The 15,882-nt window shown below is 65.7% G+C and carries 14 protein-coding genes; 7 read left to right on the forward strand and 7 right to left on the reverse strand.

The window, feature by feature from the left end:
- The coding region (locus ACTIF2_RS10080) for a hypothetical protein (RefSeq protein WP_439496930.1) at window positions 1-450 on the reverse strand (450 nt) is incomplete at its 3' end.
- Between the two features lie 87 nt (window positions 451-537).
- On the opposite strand from ACTIF2_RS10080, the gene ACTIF2_RS10085 reads away from it, so the two are divergent.
- Entirely contained in the window at window positions 538-1,281 is a 744-nt protein-coding gene (locus tag ACTIF2_RS10085; RefSeq protein WP_439496931.1) for an SOS response-associated peptidase, read from the forward strand.
- Window positions 1,282-1,487: 206 nt separating this feature from the next.
- Here the strand turns inward: ACTIF2_RS10085 and ACTIF2_RS10090 are convergent, their stop codons facing one another.
- Window positions 1,488-2,894, reverse strand: coding sequence for an FAD-binding oxidoreductase (locus ACTIF2_RS10090; protein ID WP_439496932.1), 1,407 nt, complete (start codon window positions 2,892-2,894; stop codon window positions 1,488-1,490).
- A gap of 29 nt (window positions 2,895-2,923) precedes the next feature.
- On the reverse strand, window positions 2,924-4,162 hold the full coding sequence (locus ACTIF2_RS10095) for a class I SAM-dependent RNA methyltransferase (protein WP_439496933.1): 1,239 nt from the start codon (window positions 4,160-4,162) through the stop codon (window positions 2,924-2,926).
- Window positions 4,163-4,261: 99 nt separating this feature from the next.
- On the opposite strand from ACTIF2_RS10095, the gene ACTIF2_RS10100 reads away from it, so the two are divergent.
- From ACTIF2_RS10100 to ACTIF2_RS10110, 3 genes are all read left to right on the forward strand, one after another.
- The gene (locus ACTIF2_RS10100) at window positions 4,262-5,308 is read left to right on the forward strand and encodes a cysteine synthase A (RefSeq protein WP_439496934.1); all 1,047 of its coding nucleotides are present in this window, start codon (window positions 4,262-4,264) and stop codon (window positions 5,306-5,308) included.
- A gap of 264 nt (window positions 5,309-5,572) precedes the next feature.
- Window positions 5,573-6,802: an AAA family ATPase gene (locus ACTIF2_RS10105; RefSeq protein ID WP_439496935.1), complete on the forward strand. Its 1,230-nt coding sequence runs from the start codon at window positions 5,573-5,575 to the stop codon at window positions 6,800-6,802.
- Window positions 6,802-7,482 (forward strand): hypothetical protein, encoded by a 681-nt coding sequence (locus ACTIF2_RS10110; RefSeq protein ID WP_439496936.1) that lies wholly within the window; start codon window positions 6,802-6,804, stop codon window positions 7,480-7,482. The genes ACTIF2_RS10105 and ACTIF2_RS10110 overlap by 1 nt, the downstream gene beginning before the upstream one ends.
- Window positions 7,483-8,140: 658 nt before the next feature.
- Here the strand turns inward: ACTIF2_RS10110 and ACTIF2_RS10115 are convergent.
- From ACTIF2_RS10115 to ACTIF2_RS10125, 3 genes are all read right to left on the reverse strand, one after another.
- Window positions 8,141-9,133: a magnesium transporter CorA family protein gene (locus ACTIF2_RS10115; RefSeq protein ID WP_439496937.1), complete on the reverse strand. Its 993-nt coding sequence runs from the start codon at window positions 9,131-9,133 to the stop codon at window positions 8,141-8,143.
- Between the two features lie 192 nt (window positions 9,134-9,325).
- On the reverse strand, window positions 9,326-10,186 hold the full coding sequence (locus ACTIF2_RS10120) for an SDR family oxidoreductase (protein ID WP_439496938.1): 861 nt from the start codon (window positions 10,184-10,186) through the stop codon (window positions 9,326-9,328).
- 12 nt (window positions 10,187-10,198) lie between these two features.
- Window positions 10,199-11,059, reverse strand: a complete 861-nt coding sequence (locus ACTIF2_RS10125) for an SDR family NAD(P)-dependent oxidoreductase (RefSeq protein WP_439496939.1) — start codon at window positions 11,057-11,059, stop codon at window positions 10,199-10,201.
- Window positions 11,060-11,133: 74 nt separating this feature from the next.
- Between ACTIF2_RS10125 and ACTIF2_RS10130 the strand changes: the two genes are divergently transcribed.
- Window positions 11,134-11,922 (forward strand): class I SAM-dependent methyltransferase, encoded by a 789-nt coding sequence (locus ACTIF2_RS10130; protein WP_439496940.1) that lies wholly within the window; start codon window positions 11,134-11,136, stop codon window positions 11,920-11,922.
- Window positions 11,923-11,939: 17 nt separating this feature from the next.
- Here the strand turns inward: ACTIF2_RS10130 and ACTIF2_RS10135 are convergent, their stop codons facing one another.
- Window positions 11,940-13,715: an acyl-CoA dehydrogenase family protein gene (locus ACTIF2_RS10135; RefSeq protein ID WP_439496941.1), complete on the reverse strand. Its 1,776-nt coding sequence runs from the start codon at window positions 13,713-13,715 to the stop codon at window positions 11,940-11,942.
- A gap of 159 nt (window positions 13,716-13,874) precedes the next feature.
- Between ACTIF2_RS10135 and ACTIF2_RS10140 the strand changes: the two genes are divergently transcribed.
- Both ACTIF2_RS10140 and ACTIF2_RS10145 read left to right on the forward strand, forming a co-directional pair.
- Complete coding sequence (locus ACTIF2_RS10140) at window positions 13,875-14,873, forward strand: L-threonylcarbamoyladenylate synthase (protein ID WP_439496942.1); 999 nt, start codon at window positions 13,875-13,877, stop codon at window positions 14,871-14,873.
- 67 nt (window positions 14,874-14,940) lie between these two features.
- Window positions 14,941-15,846: a LysR family transcriptional regulator gene (locus ACTIF2_RS10145; RefSeq protein WP_439496943.1), complete on the forward strand. Its 906-nt coding sequence runs from the start codon at window positions 14,941-14,943 to the stop codon at window positions 15,844-15,846.
- Window positions 15,847-15,882 lie beyond the last annotated feature (36 nt).

The raw sequence follows: 15,882 nt of genomic DNA on the forward strand, positions 1-15,882 counted from the left end.
CGAGCGCGTGTGGAAGTCGTCGAGATCGACCGCCCCATTGGCATTGATGAACTGGGTGCCGCGGCTGATCAGGCTGCGCAGCGAGCCGCTCGCGACCTCGACCAGCGCATCGAGATCGACGCTTCCGTCCTTGTCGCCGAGCAGCGCCGTGACGGTCGCGATCAGCCGGTTCATCGCCTTGCAGAGATCCTCGAACGCCTTGAGCTGGCCTGCGTCGAGGCGGTCATAGGCGGCGAGCGCATCAGTCGAGCAGCGCAGGCGGGACGCCAGGAAATGTTCGCGATAGCCGACAGCCCGCCAGGCCCGGAGTTCCTCGACGATGCCGCCGTCCGTCGGCGCCATCTCGATCAGCATCAGCGCCTCGCCATATCGATTGAGATAGTCGGTCGAGAGCAGCGGCGTCCCGGTCGGGCCCGGCCGTTCATCCGCGGCAACGGCCGGCGCTCTCATCGCGGGGACGGTCATCGTGAGGCCTTGTGAATCGGCGCGAATATGCGTGATCAAACCCCAATAAAGTGTTGATCGGCAGGGTAAGCCTTGGCACATCTGCGAGCCATGTGCGGTCGCTACGCCATCACCCTCCCGCCGCAGGCGATGCGCGAAGCCTTCGCCTATCCCGAGCAGCCGAATTTCCCGCCGCGCTACAATATCGCGCCGACGCAGCCCGTCCCCGTGGTGCGGATGCATGAGGGCGCGCGGCAGTTCATCCTGATGCGCTGGGGCTTCATCCCCGGCTGGGTCAAGGACGCCAAGGATTTTCCGCTCGTCATCAATATCCGCAGCGAGAGCGCGCGCGAGAAGCCGTCCTTCCGCGCCGCCTTCACGCGCAGGCGCTGCCTGATGCCGGTCGACGGCTTCTATGAATGGCACAGGCTCGGCAAGGAGAACCGGCCCTATCTCTTCCGCAGGCCGGACCGCGGCCTGTTCGCCTTCGCCGCGCTGTGGGAAACCTGGCATTCACAGGACGGCTCGGAGATCGACACGGTCGCCATGGTGACCGGCCCGGCCAACGGCCTGATGTCGGCGATCCACCATCGCTGCCCGGTCATCGTCGAGCCGCGCGACCACGACGCCTGGCTCGACGAGGCAACTGGCGGCAACGAGGCCGCAGCGCTGCTGAAGCCGCCGCCGGAAAATCTGCTCGACATGGTCAGGGTCAGCCCGGCGGTGAACCACGTCGCCAATGACGGGCCGGAGGTCCAGGAACCGTTCGACGGGGCCGCGGAGGAAGCTGCCGAAGCCAAGCCGGAGCTGCCGCCGGCCCAGGGCTCGCTGTTCTAGAAGGAATCCGATCGCACTGAAGCGTCATTGCGAGGAGCGTCAGCGACGAAGCAATCCAGGGACCGCGTGCGAGCCCTCCTGGATCGCTTCGCTGCGCTCGCGATGACGCCTCGGCAACGGCGAAAGCAGTTCCAAGGCGGAATGATCGAGCGCAATTGCGTTCCAACAGGACGGCCGGTTTTCCCACCGTACTGTTGGAACTTCGCTTACAGCACCGCGCCGGGGTTCAGGATGCGCTGCGGGTCGAGCGTCGCCTTCAGCGTCTTCATCAAGGCGAGCTCGACCGGATCCTTGACCCCGGGCAGCAGATAGCGCTTCAGCCGGCCGATGCCGTGCTCGGCCGAGATCGAGCCGTGCATCTGCGTGACGATGGCGTGGACGGCGTGGTTGACCTCATCCCAGCGCGCGACGAAGGCGTCCTTGTCGGCGCCGAGCGGCTGGCTGATGTTGAAATGGATGTTGCCGTCGCCGAGATGGCCGAAGGGCACGGGCCGGCAGCCCGGGATCATCGCCTCGACCGTCGCGATCGCCTGCGCCAGGAACTCCGGCACCGCGTGTAGCGGCACCGAGACGTCGTGCTTGATCGAGCCGCCCTCCTGGCGCTGCACCTCGGAAAGCGCCTCGCGCAGCTTCCAGAAATCCTTGCGCTGTTCGAGCGAGCCGGCAAGCGCGGCATCGGTGATCAGCCCGTCCTCGAGCGCCTGGCCGAGGAAGGTCTCGACCGCCTCGTCGAGCCCCGCCGCACTCTGGGCCGCGACCTCCATCAGCACATACCAGGGCGAGGACTCGGAGAGCGGGTCGCGGGTGCCCGGCGCGTGCCGCAGCACGAAATCGACCCCGATGCGCGGCATCAGCTCGAAGGTCGTCAGCGTGCCGCCGGCGCCGGCCTTGGCGGCGTTGAGCAGCGCCAGCGCCTCCGCCGGCCCCGGCACGGCAAGGAAGGCGGTGGTGCGCGCCGCCGGCAGCGGGAACAGCTTCAGCACCGCGGCAGTGATGACGCCGAGCGTGCCTTCCGCGCCGATGAAGAGGTTCTTCAGGTCGTAGCCGGTATTGTCCTTGCGGAGCTGCCTGAGACCGTTCCAGACGCGGCCATCAGCGAGGACGACCTCGAGCCCCATGCAGAGCTCGCGGGCATTGCCATAGGCGATCACGGCAGTGCCGCCGGCATTGGTCGAGAGATTGCCGCCGATCGTGCAGCTGCCTTCCGAGGCGAGCGAGAGCGGGAACAGCCGCCCGGCCGCCTCGGCCGCCTCCTGGGCCCGCAGCAGCGTGACGCCGGCCTCGACGATCATCGTGTCGCCTTCCGGATCGACGGTGCGGACCTTGTCGAGCCGCTGTAGCGACAGGATGATCTCGCGTCCTTCCGCGATGGGGGTCTGCCCGCCCACGAGCCCGGTATTGCCACCCTGGGGCACCAGCGGCGTGCCGGTTTCCGCCGCGAGCTTGACGATTGCCGCGACCTCCGCGGTCGAGCCCGGCCGCACGATGGCGCTCGCCTTGCCGCGATAGAGGTCACGCCCCTCGAGGAGATAGGGCGCCATGGTCTCGGCATCGGTGATGACGTTCCTGGACCCGACGAGGCCGGCGATCCGGTCGAGAATTTGGGCGCTCATCGTGTCTCCGGGCTCATCGTGTCTCCCGCTCATCTCCTGGCCGCCCGCCGGAAGCGGGCGACGAGTTCTATATGAGCGGAATAGCGGAACTGGTCGACGGGCGTGACGCCCTCCAGCGCATATCCGCCCGCAACCAGAAGCGCCGCATCGCGGGCGAAGCTGCCGGCATCGCAGGAGACATAGACGATCGCGGGAACTTTTGACGCGGCGAGCCGCTTCGCCTGCGCCTCCGCGCCGGCGCGCGGCGGGTCGAGCACCACGGCGTCGAAGGCGTTGAGCTCGTGCTCCAGCAGCGGCCGGCGGAACAGGTCGCGCTCTTCGGCCGTGATGCGCTTCAGCCCCTGCGTCGCGCCCGCGGCCCTGAGCAGGGCCTGCACGGCCGGCTTGTCGCTCTCCACCGCATGGACCTGCATGCGCTCGGCGAGCCGGAAGGTGAAAGGTCCGCAGCCGGCGAAAAGGTCGGCGACGCGCTTGGCCTTCGGCAAGGCCGCGTCGACCAGCGCTGCAAGGCGCTCCTCGCCCTCTGCTGTCGCCTGGAGGAAGCCGCCGGGGCCCGGCGCGACATAGGCCTTGCCCATGCGCTGCAAGGGCGGCCGCCGCTCGACGATGACATCGCCATGCATGGCGAGCCGGGCGAGATCGAGCCGCTCGGCGGCCTGCGTCAGGGCGAGCCTGAGCTTGTCGCCGGCCGGGCCGTGGCCACGGATATCGACATCGAGCCCGGCCTCGGAGGCCGTGACCTGGATGTCGAGCGGCTTGTTGGAGCCGCCGAGCCGGTTGGCGAGCGCCTGGGCCACGGATGGCGCCCGCGCCAGCCCCGGCGCCAGCACCGGGCAGGCCTCGACCTCGACGAGATCATGGCTGCGCGCCGCCATAAAGCCCACAGCCATGCCCGCGCCCTCGCGCCTGGCATGGAAGGTGACGCGCCGGCGCCCAATGCCATGGGCATCGACCATCCCGGCGACCGGCGCGTCGAGCCCGGCGCGCCGGAGCGCGGTGACGACCTGATCGCGCTTCCAGTCCTGATAGAGGGCGGGCGCCATGTGCTGCGCCGCGCAGCCGCCGCAACGGGTGAAGAGCGGGCAGATCGCGGCCACCCGCGATTCGGCCGGGGCCAGGATCTCGACGGCCTGGGCGCGATCGCCATCGCGCACCGCCCGCACGGTCTCGCCGGGCAGGGCATAGGGCACGAAGACCTGGCCTTGCGGCGTCTCCGCGATGCCGTCGCCGCGCTGGCCGAGACGCGCGATGGTGAGCGTCTCGTTCATCGCAAGAGGATGTTCTGCGTGGAGCGGCATGCGTGAGTGGCTCGTGACCTTGTTTCGCCTTTCGCCTATCAGGTTGGGGCGAAACAGGGAAATTTCGACATGGCTATCCGCAACGGCGTCGTCGAGGCCATCGGCAACACGCCCCTGATCAAGCTCAAGCGCGCCTCCGAGGCGACCGGCTGCACCATCCTCGGCAAGGCCGAGTTCATGAATCCGGGCCAGTCGGTCAAGGATCGCGCGGCGCTGGCGATCATCCGCGACGCCGAGAAGCGCGGGCAGCTCCGGCCCGGCGGCGTCATCGTCGAGGGCACGGCCGGCAATACCGGCATCGGGCTCGCGCTCGTCGGCAATGCGCTCGGCTATCGCAGCGTGATCGTGATCCCGGAGACGCAGAGCCAGGAAAAGAAGGACATGCTGCGGCTCGCCGGGGCGACCCTGGTCGAGGTGCCGGCCGTCGGCTACGCCAATCCGAACAACTACGTGAAGGTCTCGGGCCGGCTGGCCGAGGAACTGGCGAAAGCTGAGCCCAACGGCGCGGTCTGGGCCAACCAGTTCGACAATGTCGCCAACCGCCAGGGCCATATCGAGACGACGGGGCCGGAAATCTGGCGCCAGACCGACGGCAAGGTCGACGGCTTCATTTGCGCGGTCGGCACCGGCGGGACGCTGGCCGGTGCCGCGATCGCGCTCAAGAGTTTCAATCCGAATGTCCGCATCGGCCTCGCCGACCCGATGGGCGCGGCGCTGCATTCCTGGTTCACCACCGGCGAGCTCAAGGCCGAGGGCTCCTCGATCACCGAGGGCATCGGCCAGGGTCGCATCACCAAGAATGTGGAAGGCGCGCCGATCGACACCTCGTTCCAGATCCCGGACGAGGAGGCGATCCCGCTCGTCTTCGAGCTGCTGGAGCATGAAGGCCTTTGCCTCGGCGGCTCGTCGGGCATCAATGTCGCCGGCGCGATCAGGCTCGCCAAGGAGATGGGGCAGGGCCACACCATCGTGACCATCCTGGCCGATTACGGCACGCGCTATCAGTCGAAACTGTTCAATCCGGACTTCCTGCGCTCGAAGGGCTTGCCCGTGCCGGACTGGCTGACCCGGGACGGCGCGGGGCTGAAGGATGTGATGGCGCGCGTGATGGCGTGAGGGGGCGGTGGCGTCGCCGGTCCGCGCATGTCAGTGGGCGCTGGTGGATGTCGGCAATGGGTGGATTGCAGACGCCGCGCGAGGCTGGCGTCTCTGGATGCCGGTCGTCGCCGATGCGCTCGCCGGATCCCATAGTGCTCTAGCTCCTCCGACTGAGACAGCCACATCTAGGAGAGAAGCAATGTGCTCAAATCGGGCGAGACTTGTAAAAACGTGCTACTCGATGATAGGACGCCTCACCTCAAGCTGACATAGGCGCGTGCGGTGCTCAAAAATATTCAAATCGAAAACTTTAAATCCATTGAGCGGGTATCGATAGATCTCGGGCTTGTAAACGTATTTATTGGCGAGAACGGCGCGGGAAAGAGCAATATACTTGAGGCGATTGCGCTCGCTGGGGCCGCCCAGGCCGGCAAGCTAGACAATGAGTTCTTAGCGTCGCGCGGCATAAGAGTGAGCAAACCCCACCTAATGCGATCCGCCTTTAATGCGAAAAAATCCAAAGACCCAATTCGTGTTACTGCCGCGGTAGATGAAAATAATTCGACGTCACTCGAACTGACAAACGATGAAAAACCCTATTCTACGTGGAAAATTAAAGCGTCAGGCCAGTCACATATTTCTTACGAAATGTTCAGTGACTGGATAAATCAACATTCGAAAAGCTTGAATACTGAAGACCGCACCAAATTCTTCAATGACTTACGCGCACAACTGACGTCAGTCATGGGTGAATTTGAAAATGAGAAACTAGATTCCCCAAACGAAACCGAAAGTAAAACTTTTACTGTTCAGATTTCCGTTCAAGCTGATGCCGCGCCGCCGGTGATGAAAACCGGAAACTTGGAGCAGTTCGTCATTTATTCGCCAGAGAACTCGGCCCTCCGTATGTTCGAGCGCGAAGGGCAAATTGAGCCGCTAGGGATTAACGGCGAGGGGCTGCTAAAGCTCTTGGCCGTGATGGCGAGCGAGAAAAATAAAAACCCCATCAACGCCGTAAAGGATTCGCTTAGACTATTCAATTGGTTCGACGATTTTAAAACATCCCAGAAGCGAATCCGCGGTCGGCTTGAAATCTTCGATCAGTTTCTGGATCAGAAAACGCCAAGTTTTGACCAGCGTAGCGCTAATGAAGGATTTTTATTCCTCGCGTTTTATCTAGCGTTGTTTGTTAGCGACTTAACGCCTAAATTTTTTGCTGTTGACAATGTAGATACCTCGCTTAATCCCAAACTTTGCGAGGCGCTAATGAAGCGGTTGGTTGAACTAACGGGTGTATATGGGAAGCAAGTTCTGCTAACCACACATAATCCTGCGATTTTGGATGGGTTAGACATCAGCGACCCTGAGAACCGTCTTTTCATCGTTTCGCGCAACACGGCAGGGCAAACGCGGGTAAGGCGCTTCAGTCGAAAGTCTTCCAGTGGTGCACCGCAACGACTTTCTACCCTCTTCCTGAGTGGTGCATTAGGCGGTATTCCGAAGGGGTTCTGATGGCCACGTTCGCGCTGGTTTCCGAAGGAATTACCGACCAGATCGTCTTGGAGCGCATAATTGAGGTTGTTTGTGCTGGCTTTTTTGATGAAGGGATCGACGTCAATCCATTGCAGCCACTGAGGGACGCAACTGATAGTAGAACTGCTCCGCACGGTGGATGGGAAAAGGTGCTTGAGTACTGCGAGCGCTCTGCAACCGACGCCTTAGAAGCTAACGATTATCTTGTAATTCACCTCGATACGGATCAGGGAGATCACCCCAATTTTGGCGTTGCGCTTACCGAAGGCGGCAGGGATCGAGGCTATGATGCATTGGTGGTAGATGCGATTGGGGTTGTGAAGAGCCGCCTAGGTGAGGAATTATACAAGGAGCATAAAGATCGGTTATTGTTTGCGATTTGCGTTCACACAATGGAGAGTTGGCTGCTTTTGTACTTATGCGGCCGGGATGAACCTAAAAATAGTTTAGGGCGGCTAAACAAGCATCTAGCAAAAAATGACCTCGCAATATTGTCCAAGGAAGGAAAGAAGTATCAGAAATTTTGTAAACTTATTAAACAGACCCAATTAAAAGAACTTGCGACAACGGGCAGCAGCTTCGGCTTATTTCTTAATCAATTGGAGGCGATTTCAGAGGTGCGCGCTGAAGTGAGAGCTGAAGGCAAGACCGTCTCGTAGCGAAAAGCCAGCGATGCCGCAGCCGGAGCTTGTTGATGCCCGCTTGGGAAACCGGGCCGACGGTCTTGAACTTAGCTACGGCTCGCAACCGGACTTTGGTGCGACATCGATGCGAGCTCCAGCTTATCCCCGCGCGCCGCACCTCCCCTATGATCCACCGCATCCCATCCCCGAGGGGCGGCCAACCGGAGGCATGTCGTTTGGCGGGGTGGGTGCGGCGCCTGCGGGCGAGGGTTGCGCCTCGCTCCCGGGAGGCTTCGGGAACCGACCTGGGGGTACTACGGCCCCTGCGCGAGGAGCTCGCTAGATGCGCCGGCTCACACTGGCGCGAGAGAAGCGCGGCCCGGAGTTTTCAAATCGCCGTCTGGCGGAGCGCCACGGGGCGTGCGGATGGTGGCTCAATCCATCCGCGCCGCATCCTGGCTCAATGGATGCGGACCGATACCCACGCGCCTCGCGGCGCTCCGCTGCCCCTCACATCGAAGCGCCCGCGTGCAGGCACGCGGGCGGGGAAGACGCGTGGGCGCGAACCCTTCTCCCCTCGGGGGAGAAGGTGGCTCGGCGAAGCGCTGACGGATGAGGGAAGGACGGCTCACCCAGTCACGCCGCCCTCATCCCCTGCCGGACCTTCTCCACCGAGGGAGAAGGAAGCGCGCCCTCACAGCCATTTTTTCCAGCGGAAGAACAGGTAGGGCAGGATGGCGAACACGACCATCATGACGAGCGACATCGGATAGCCATAGGCCCATTTCAGCTCGGGCATGGCCTCGAAATTCATGCCGTAGACCGAGGCGACCAGCGTCGGCGGCATCAGGACCACGGCGACGACCGAGAACAGCTTGATGATCTTGTTCTGCTCGATGCTGACGAGGCCGAGCGTCGCGTTGAGCATGAATTGCAGCTTGTTGGAGAGGAAGGTCGCGTGTTCCTCGATCGCCTGGACGTCGCGGATCGAGGTGCGCCATTCCGGGGCAAAGCCGCTCGCCGCCTTCCTGGGCCGTTTCTTGTAATTGGCCGAGAGGAAGAGCAGCACGCGCTCGATCGCCACCATGCTCTCGCGCACGTTCGAGATGATGTGCTCGTACTGGCCGATCCTGCGGATCACCGACTGATAGGCGCCGCCCTGCTCGACCTCCGCCGACCTGCCGTCGAAGATCCGGCGAGAGGCGCCGTCGATCTTGTCGCCGACGCCGCGCAGCACCTCGGCGGCGCGATCGACGACCGCCTCGATCAGCCCTTCCATCACCGCTTCGGGCTGCATGCCGCAGCCGCCCGGCTTGGTGGCGCGGTTGTGGAAGATCGAGAAGGCGCCGGGCTCGTCGTAGCGCACCGTGACCAGCGCCGCCTCGGTCAGGATGAAGGTGACGTCGGCGAGCTTGGGAACGTTGGTGTCCGACTGGCAGATGACCCGCGCCGTCATGTAATGCGCACCGTTCTCGGTGTAGATGATCTCGGACGGCTCGAGGTCGTGCATCTCCTCGCGGGTCGGGATCGAGACGCCGAGATGGGCCTCGACCTTCTTGTCCTCCGCGGGCTCGGGATTGAGCAGGTCGATCCACAGGGCGCCGGCCGGAATCGCGTCCTCCGTCGACAGCGTCTGATGGATCAGCCGGTCGCCGTGCTGCGGGCAGATGCTATGGACGAGGAGCATGGCAGGCGACTCGATTACGGCGGAGACACGACCGTCTCGGGAAGGGCAGGAACTCCAACGCTGCGCTCATGTCAAACCAATGACGCCCGCTAGCGATTGCCGCGAGGCGGTTGCGTCGCCAGCCCTCATCCTGAGGAGCAGGCGACAGCCTGCGTCTCGAAGGATGAGGGCTGCAACCTGTCGCGACTGCTCTCAGACGCCGCCTTTCACGCCGGCCGGCGGCTTGCTCTCGGCGGGCACGAAGAAATCCGGCATCAGCGGCACGGAAGGGTCGACGCGATAGCCGGAGAAGTCGGTGACGCCCTCGCCGGCCATGAAGCTGTCGTCGATCAGGAAATTCCCGGAAAACTCGCGCGACGGCTTCAGGAAGATCATGTGAGCGGCATCGGCCAGGATCTCGGGCGTGCGGCTGGCCTGGACCATCTTGTCCCCGCCGAGCAGGTTCTGGACGGCGGCGGTGGCGATCGTCGTGCGCGGCCAGAGCGCGTTGACCGCGATGCCCTTGGACGCGAGCTCGCCGGCAAGGCCGAGCACGCAAAGGCTCATGCCGTATTTGGCGATGGAATAGGCCAGATGCGGCGCGAACCAATGCGTCTTCATGTCGAGCGGCGGCGACAGCATCAGGATATGCGGGTTCTGCGCCTTCTCCAGAAAGGGAATCGCGTATTTCGAGACCATGAAGGTGCCGCGCGTGTTGATCTGCTGCATCAGGTCGAAACGCTTCATGTCGGTCATGGTCGTGTTGGTCAGGCTGATGGCGCTGGCATTGTTCACGACGATGTCGATGCCGCCGAAGGTCTCGGCCGTCCTGGCGATCGCGCCCGCCACGCTGGCCTCGTCGCGGACGTCGACCATGAGCGGCAGGCATTTGCCGCCGGCCGCCTCGATCTCGGCCGCGGCGGTGTAGATCGTGCCCTGAAGCTTGGGATGCGGCTCGGCCGTCTTGGCGGCGATCGTGACATTGGCGCCGTCGCGCGCTGCCCTGAGCGCGATCGCGAGCCCGATGCCGCGCGAGCCGCCGGTGATGAAGAGCGTCTTGTTCTTGAGCGACATGGATGCCTCCAATCAGCCTGGAATGGTGAACCGGGCCGGCTGCGTGCCGTCCTGGTCGGTGAAGCCATAGGCGCGCGCCAGATCGGCGACATGCAACACAGTGCCGGCGTGACGCGCGACATCAGGATCGCCGGCGAGCGCGACGACGGCACGGCCGGCATAGAGCGGCGTCTCGGTGGTCTCCTCCGCCATACCGGCATCCCTGACCCTCTCGGTCAGGACATGGCCGGGCGACAAGGCCAGCGCGGTGACGCCGAAGGGCCTGAGCTCCTGGCCCATCGCCAGCGTCAGCCGGTTCATCGCCGCCTTGGCGAGATCGTAGAAGGCATCGCCGAGATAGGTAGCCGTATCGAAGCTGACGGTGACGATCAGCCCCTTGCGCATCTGCACCATCGCGGGAGCGACGGCCCGCGCCAGGAGCAATTGCGCATAGACGCCGCTCTCGAAACTTTGCCCCAGCCGCGCCACCGGGCGGCGCCAGAACGGCGTGCCGAAGGCCGAACCGTCCGGATAGCGCTCGCCATCATAGCCCTCATTGCCGCCCCAGACGGCATCGACGACGCAATCCAGCCGACCGAAGCGCCGCAGGGCCCAGGAGACGAGCTGGTCGACCTCGCGCTCCTGGATATGGTCGCAGCGATAGGGGTATCCCTTGCCGCCGGCCAGTTCGACCTCGCGCGCGGCGTCCTCAAAAGTCTCCTGGCGCTGGTCGGTGCGCGGGCCGGCCTCGCTGGAGCGGCCGGTGACGACGACCGTCGCCCCGGCCTCGCCGAGTGCCCGCGCGATGCCGCGACCGAGCCCGCGCGAGGCGCCGGCGACGAGGCAGACATGACCCGAAAGCCGTCGGCCCGAGCTGGCGGGATTATCCGTCATGGGCGCCCCGATTCCGGTGGCGTCGCGCGGCCCGATCCTTTAGACGAGCGCTCCCCGAGCGAAGGACAGCGATCATGGATGCGAGCGACGTCGCAGCCTGCTGGGAGGCCAATGCCGAAACCTGGACGCGCCATGCCCGCGCCGGCTACGACCTCTACAGGGATGCCCTGAACACGCCCCACTTCATGGCGAACCTGCCGGGAGTGGCGGGGCTGACCGGGCTCGATATCGGCTGCGGCGAAGGCGCCAACACGCGAGAGCTCGCCGAGGCGGGCGCGGCGATGACCGGCATCGACATCGCGCCGACCTTCATCCGCCATGCGCGGGAGGCCGAGGCGGCCGCTCCGCTCGGCATTACCTACCGTCTCGGCGACGGCATGGACCTGCCCTTTGCCGACCGGACATTCGATTTCGCGACCGCCTTCATGTCCCTGATGGACATGCCGGAGCAGGATCGCGTCCTGGCCGAGGCCGAGCGCGTGCTGCGGCCGGGCGGCTTCCTGCAATTCTCGATCCTGCATCCCTGCTTCGCGACGCCCTTCCGGCGGGTGCTGCGCGACGAAGACGGGACCGTGCTCGGGATCGAGGTGCGCGACTATTTCCGCGCCACCAACGGCGAGATCGAGACCTGGCGCTTCGGCGCCGCGCCCGCGCATGAGAAGGCCAAGGTCGAGCCGTTCAAGGTGCCGCGCTTTCACCTGACGCTGAGCGACTGGGTCAATCTCGTCATCGCCGCGGGCTTCACGATCGAGCATATGCACGAGCCCATGATCGATGCGGAGACCGCGGCCCGCGAGCCCTATCTCGCGGATACGCGCGTCGCGCCGCTGTTCCTGCACATGCGGGTGAGGAAGGCCGGTTGAGGCGCCCTGCGCCTGGTTCACGCCGCGAAGACCGCGTCGGCATCCTCGAGCGCGCCGGCGCCCTCCGTCACTGCCAGTTCGAGCGCCGGGGCCTCGGTCGCGAGATGCTCGGCGAAGAAGCGGGCGGTCGCGAGGGCTGGCGCTCCGCCCTCCTCGGCCGCCATGGCGAGCGCCTTCTTCGCCAGGCCGGTGCCGCCCTGGGCGAGCGCGAAAAGCTTGAGATAGGGCGTCGCACCGGCGAGCGCGTCGCCCTGCCTGGTTCCCATCGTGGCGAGCATCCACTGGGTCGCGCGATCGAGCGCATCGACCGCCGCGCCCAGCCGCGCGGCGCTGTGGCCGAAGCCAGGCGCGTTCGTTTCTGCGACCTGCGCGACAACACCGCGCATCTCGGCAATCAGCGCCTTGACCGCCTCGCCGCCCGACAGAGGCAGCTTGCGCAGCACGAGGTCGATGGCCTGGATGCCGTTGGTACCCTCGTAGATCGTGGCGATGCGGGCGTCGCGCAGGTGCTGGGCCGCGCCGGTCTCCTCGATATAGCCCATGCCGCCATGGACCTGGACGCCGGTCGAGGCGACCTCGACGCCGATATCGGTGGAATAGGCCTTTGCGACCGGCGTCAGGATCGCGGCGCGCTCGGCGGCCGCCTTGCGCTTGCCCTCATCCGTCTCACGGTGCGAACGATCGAGCGCCTCCGCCACCATATAGGAGATCGCGCGTGCGCCTTGCGTCTTGGCGCGCATGTCCATCAGCATGCGGCGGATGTCGGGGTGGACGATGATCGGGCTCATCGGCGCGCCCTTGGGCGCGTCCAGCGCCACGCCCTGCTTGCGCTCATGCGCAAAGGCGAACGCCTGCTGATAGGCCCGCTCGGCGATGGCGACGCCCTGCAGCGCCACGTTCAAGCGGGCATTGTTCATCATCGTGAACATGCAGGCGAGGCCGCGATTCTCCTCGCCGATCAGCCAGCCGATCGCGCCGTCCTCGTCGCCATAGGCCATCGAGCAGGTCGGCGAGGCGTGGATGCCGAGCTTGTGCTCGATGCCGGAGCAGCGCAGGTCGTTATGGGCGCCGAGCGTGCCGTCGGCGTTGACGAGATATTTGGGCACCAGGAACAGCGAGATGCCGCGCGTGCCGGGAGGCGCGTCGGGCAAGCGGGCGAGGACGAGATGCACGATGTTCTCGGTCAGGTCGTGCTCGCCATAGGTGATGAAGATCTTCTGCCCGGTGATCCGGTAGGTCCCGTCGCCGGCGCGTTCGGCCCTGGAGCGCAGGGCGTTGAGGTCCGAGCCGGCCTGCGGCTCGGTCAGGTTCATCGTGCCCATCCATTCGCCCGAGACGAGCTTGGCGAGATAGGTCTGCTTCAGCTCCTCCGAGCCATGGGCGTGCAGCGCCTCGATCGCGCCGACAGTCAGCAGCGGGCCGAGCGCGAAGGCGAAGGCGGCCGAGTTCCACATCTCGATACAGGCCGACTGCACCAGAGCCGGCAGGCCCTGCCCGCCATAGGCTTCCGGCGCCGGCAGCGCGTTCCAGCCGGCCTCGGCCCAGGCCTTGTAGGCTTCCTTCCAGCCCGGCGGCGTGGTGACGATGCCGTCCTTGAGCTTCGAGCCGACCTTGTCGCCGATGGTGTTGAGCGGCGCGATCACGTCGGCGGCGAATTTGCCGGCCTCGTCGAGAATCGCCTCCGTCATGCCGCCATCGAGCTCGGGCGCGAGACCGTCGGACATCAGCCGGTCGAGGCCTGCGACATGCCGCAAGGTGGCGACCATATCCTCGACCGGAGCGCGATAGCTCATGACCTTCTCCCTGAACGCCTTCGCTGCCGGGCGGACGCCCCTGGAAGGTCTGATGCCGGCATTATGCGTTGACGGCGATGTTAGCGGCGAACTATCCCCTTCGCCACGCGCAAGCCTCTCGACTTTCCGCCAAGCGCCGGCACGCGGTACAGTTTATATATGAACCATTCAAGGTCAACGGGCCAAGAGACGCGCCCGACCCGCATCCTGAAGGCCGATCCGGAGGGGATCACTGAGGCGGCGCGCCTGCTCAGGGCCGGCGGTCTCGTCGCGCTGCCGACGGAAACCGTCTACGGGCTCGCTGCGGATGCGACCTCCGGCCAGGCTGTCGCCGGCATCTACGCGGCCAAGGAGCGGCCGAGCTTCAATCCGCTGATCTCGCATCTCCCGAGCGTCGAGGCCGCAAGGCGCGAGGGGATTTTCGACGCCAATGCGCTGGCGCTGGCGCGAGCTTTCTGGCCCGGGCCGCTGACGCTGGTGGTGCCAGCAGCGCCCGCCTGCCAGGTCAGCGAACTGGCCCGCGCCGGTCTCGGTTCGGTGGCGCTGCGCGTGCCGTCGCACCCGCTCGCGCATGCTGTGCTGGAGGCCGTCGGCCTGCCGGTCGCGGCCCCGTCCGCCAACCGCTCCGGCCGGATCAGCGCGACGAGCGCGGCGCATGTGCTGGCCGATCTCGACGGCCGCATCGATGCCGTGATCGATGCCGGCCCGACCGAGGTCGGCGTCGAATCGACGATCGTCGCCTGCCTCGACGGCGCGCCGCGCCTGCTCCGGCCCGGCGGCGTCTCGCGCGCGGCGATCGAAGGCGTGATCGGGCGATCACTCGTCGATGCCGGCGAAAGCGGCGCCGCGCCGATCTCGCCCGGCTTGCTGGCCTCGCATTATGCGCCGGCTGCGGGGGTCCGGCTCGCGGCCGAGGCGCCGCGTGCCGACGAAGCCTGGCTCGGCTTCGGGCCCGAGCGCGGCGGCCTGATTGCGCCCGCGATCTCGCTCAATCTCAGCCCGGCCGGCGATCTCCGGGAAGCCGCGGCCAATCTCTTCGGCTATTTGCGTCAGCTCGATGCGCACGGGCCCCGCGCGATCGCCGTCGCCCCGATCCCGGATCACGGGCTCGGCGAAGCGATCAATGACAGGCTGCGCCGGGCCGCCGCCCCGCGTTGAGTTTGCAAACACATCTTGCAATCACGCAAGATATCGCGATGCTCCCGCCGGAAGGGAGCCGCCGCCAATGAAGTCCAATCTCGCCTGGGATGATTTCAGGCTGGTCAAGGCCATTGCCGACCACGGCGGCCTGACCGGCGCCGCCACGGCGCTCAGCGTCAACCATTCCACGGTTTTCCGCCGCCTCGGACAGATCGAGGAGCAGCTCGGGCTGCCGCTCTTCGAGCGCCGCAAGACCGGCTATGTCGCGACCGTGGCCGGCGAGGAGATGGCAACGCTCGCCACCCGCATGGACGAGGACGTCACCGCCTTCGACCGCCGGCTGGCCGGCCGCGACGTGGCGCCCTCCGGCGAGGTCCGCGTGACGACCACCGACACGCTCTATCTCAACATGCTGCTGCCGATCTTCGCGGCCTTCCGCCGGGCCCATCCGGCGATCCGGCTCGATGTCGCGATCGGCAACCAGACGCTGAACCTGTCGAAGCGCGACGCCGATGTCGCGATCCGCGCCAGCGATTCCCCGGGCGAGACGCTGGTCGGGCGGCGTCTCGCGACCCTGACCTGGGCGATCTATGCCAGGCATGACGACGTCCTGGAGCAAGAGGGCACGACCGACCTCACGACGCTGTTCGACCGCAACTGGGTCACGCTCGGCGACCAGCTCGGCTATGTGAAGGCGGCGCGCTATGTCCGCGACCATGTCGCGCCGGAGCAGATCGCGCTGAGGAGCTCGGCGGTGATCGGGCTGACCGAGGCGGTCGAGCAGGGGCTCGGCATCGGCCCCCTGCCCTGCTTCATCGCCGACCAGCGGCCCTGCCTGAAGCGCCTGACGCCGCCCAATCCCGATTTCTCGACGGGGCTGTGGATCCTGACCCATCCCGACATCCGCCACGCGCCGCGCGTGCGCGCCTTCATGGATTTTTGCGGCAACGAGCTGGCGAAAAAGCGCGGGCTGTTCGAGGGGGCCGGGTGAGGTTCACCGTCATTGCGAGCGCAGCGAAGCAATCCA

It is taken from the genome of Allobosea sp. (assembly GCF_051860145.1).
In the GTDB taxonomy this organism is placed as follows: Bacteria; Pseudomonadota; Alphaproteobacteria; order Rhizobiales; family Beijerinckiaceae; genus Allobosea.

Excerpts from the sequence above, each read along its gene's own strand:
- ACTIF2_RS10090 (WP_439496932.1), bottom strand. The coding sequence starts at position 2,894 with ATGAGCGCCCAAATTCTCGACCGGATCGCCGGCCTCGTCGGGTCCAGG.
- ACTIF2_RS10095 (WP_439496933.1), bottom strand. The coding sequence starts at position 4,162 with ATGAACGAGACGCTCACCATCGCGCGTCTCGGCCAGCGCGGCGACGGC.
- ACTIF2_RS10100 (WP_439496934.1), top strand. The coding sequence starts at position 4,262 with ATGGCTATCCGCAACGGCGTCGTCGAGGCCATCGGCAACACGCCCCTG.
- ACTIF2_RS10110 (WP_439496936.1), top strand. The coding sequence starts at position 6,802 with ATGGCCACGTTCGCGCTGGTTTCCGAAGGAATTACCGACCAGATCGTC.
- ACTIF2_RS10115 (WP_439496937.1), bottom strand. The coding sequence starts at position 9,133 with ATGCTCCTCGTCCATAGCATCTGCCCGCAGCACGGCGACCGGCTGATC.
- ACTIF2_RS10120 (WP_439496938.1), bottom strand. The coding sequence starts at position 10,186 with ATGTCGCTCAAGAACAAGACGCTCTTCATCACCGGCGGCTCGCGCGGC.
- ACTIF2_RS10125 (WP_439496939.1), bottom strand. The coding sequence starts at position 11,059 with ATGACGGATAATCCCGCCAGCTCGGGCCGACGGCTTTCGGGTCATGTC.
- ACTIF2_RS10130 (WP_439496940.1), top strand. The coding sequence starts at position 11,134 with ATGGATGCGAGCGACGTCGCAGCCTGCTGGGAGGCCAATGCCGAAACC.
- ACTIF2_RS10135 (WP_439496941.1), bottom strand. The coding sequence starts at position 13,715 with ATGAGCTATCGCGCTCCGGTCGAGGATATGGTCGCCACCTTGCGGCAT.
- ACTIF2_RS10140 (WP_439496942.1), top strand. The coding sequence starts at position 13,875 with ATGAACCATTCAAGGTCAACGGGCCAAGAGACGCGCCCGACCCGCATC.
- ACTIF2_RS10145 (WP_439496943.1), top strand. The coding sequence starts at position 14,941 with ATGAAGTCCAATCTCGCCTGGGATGATTTCAGGCTGGTCAAGGCCATT.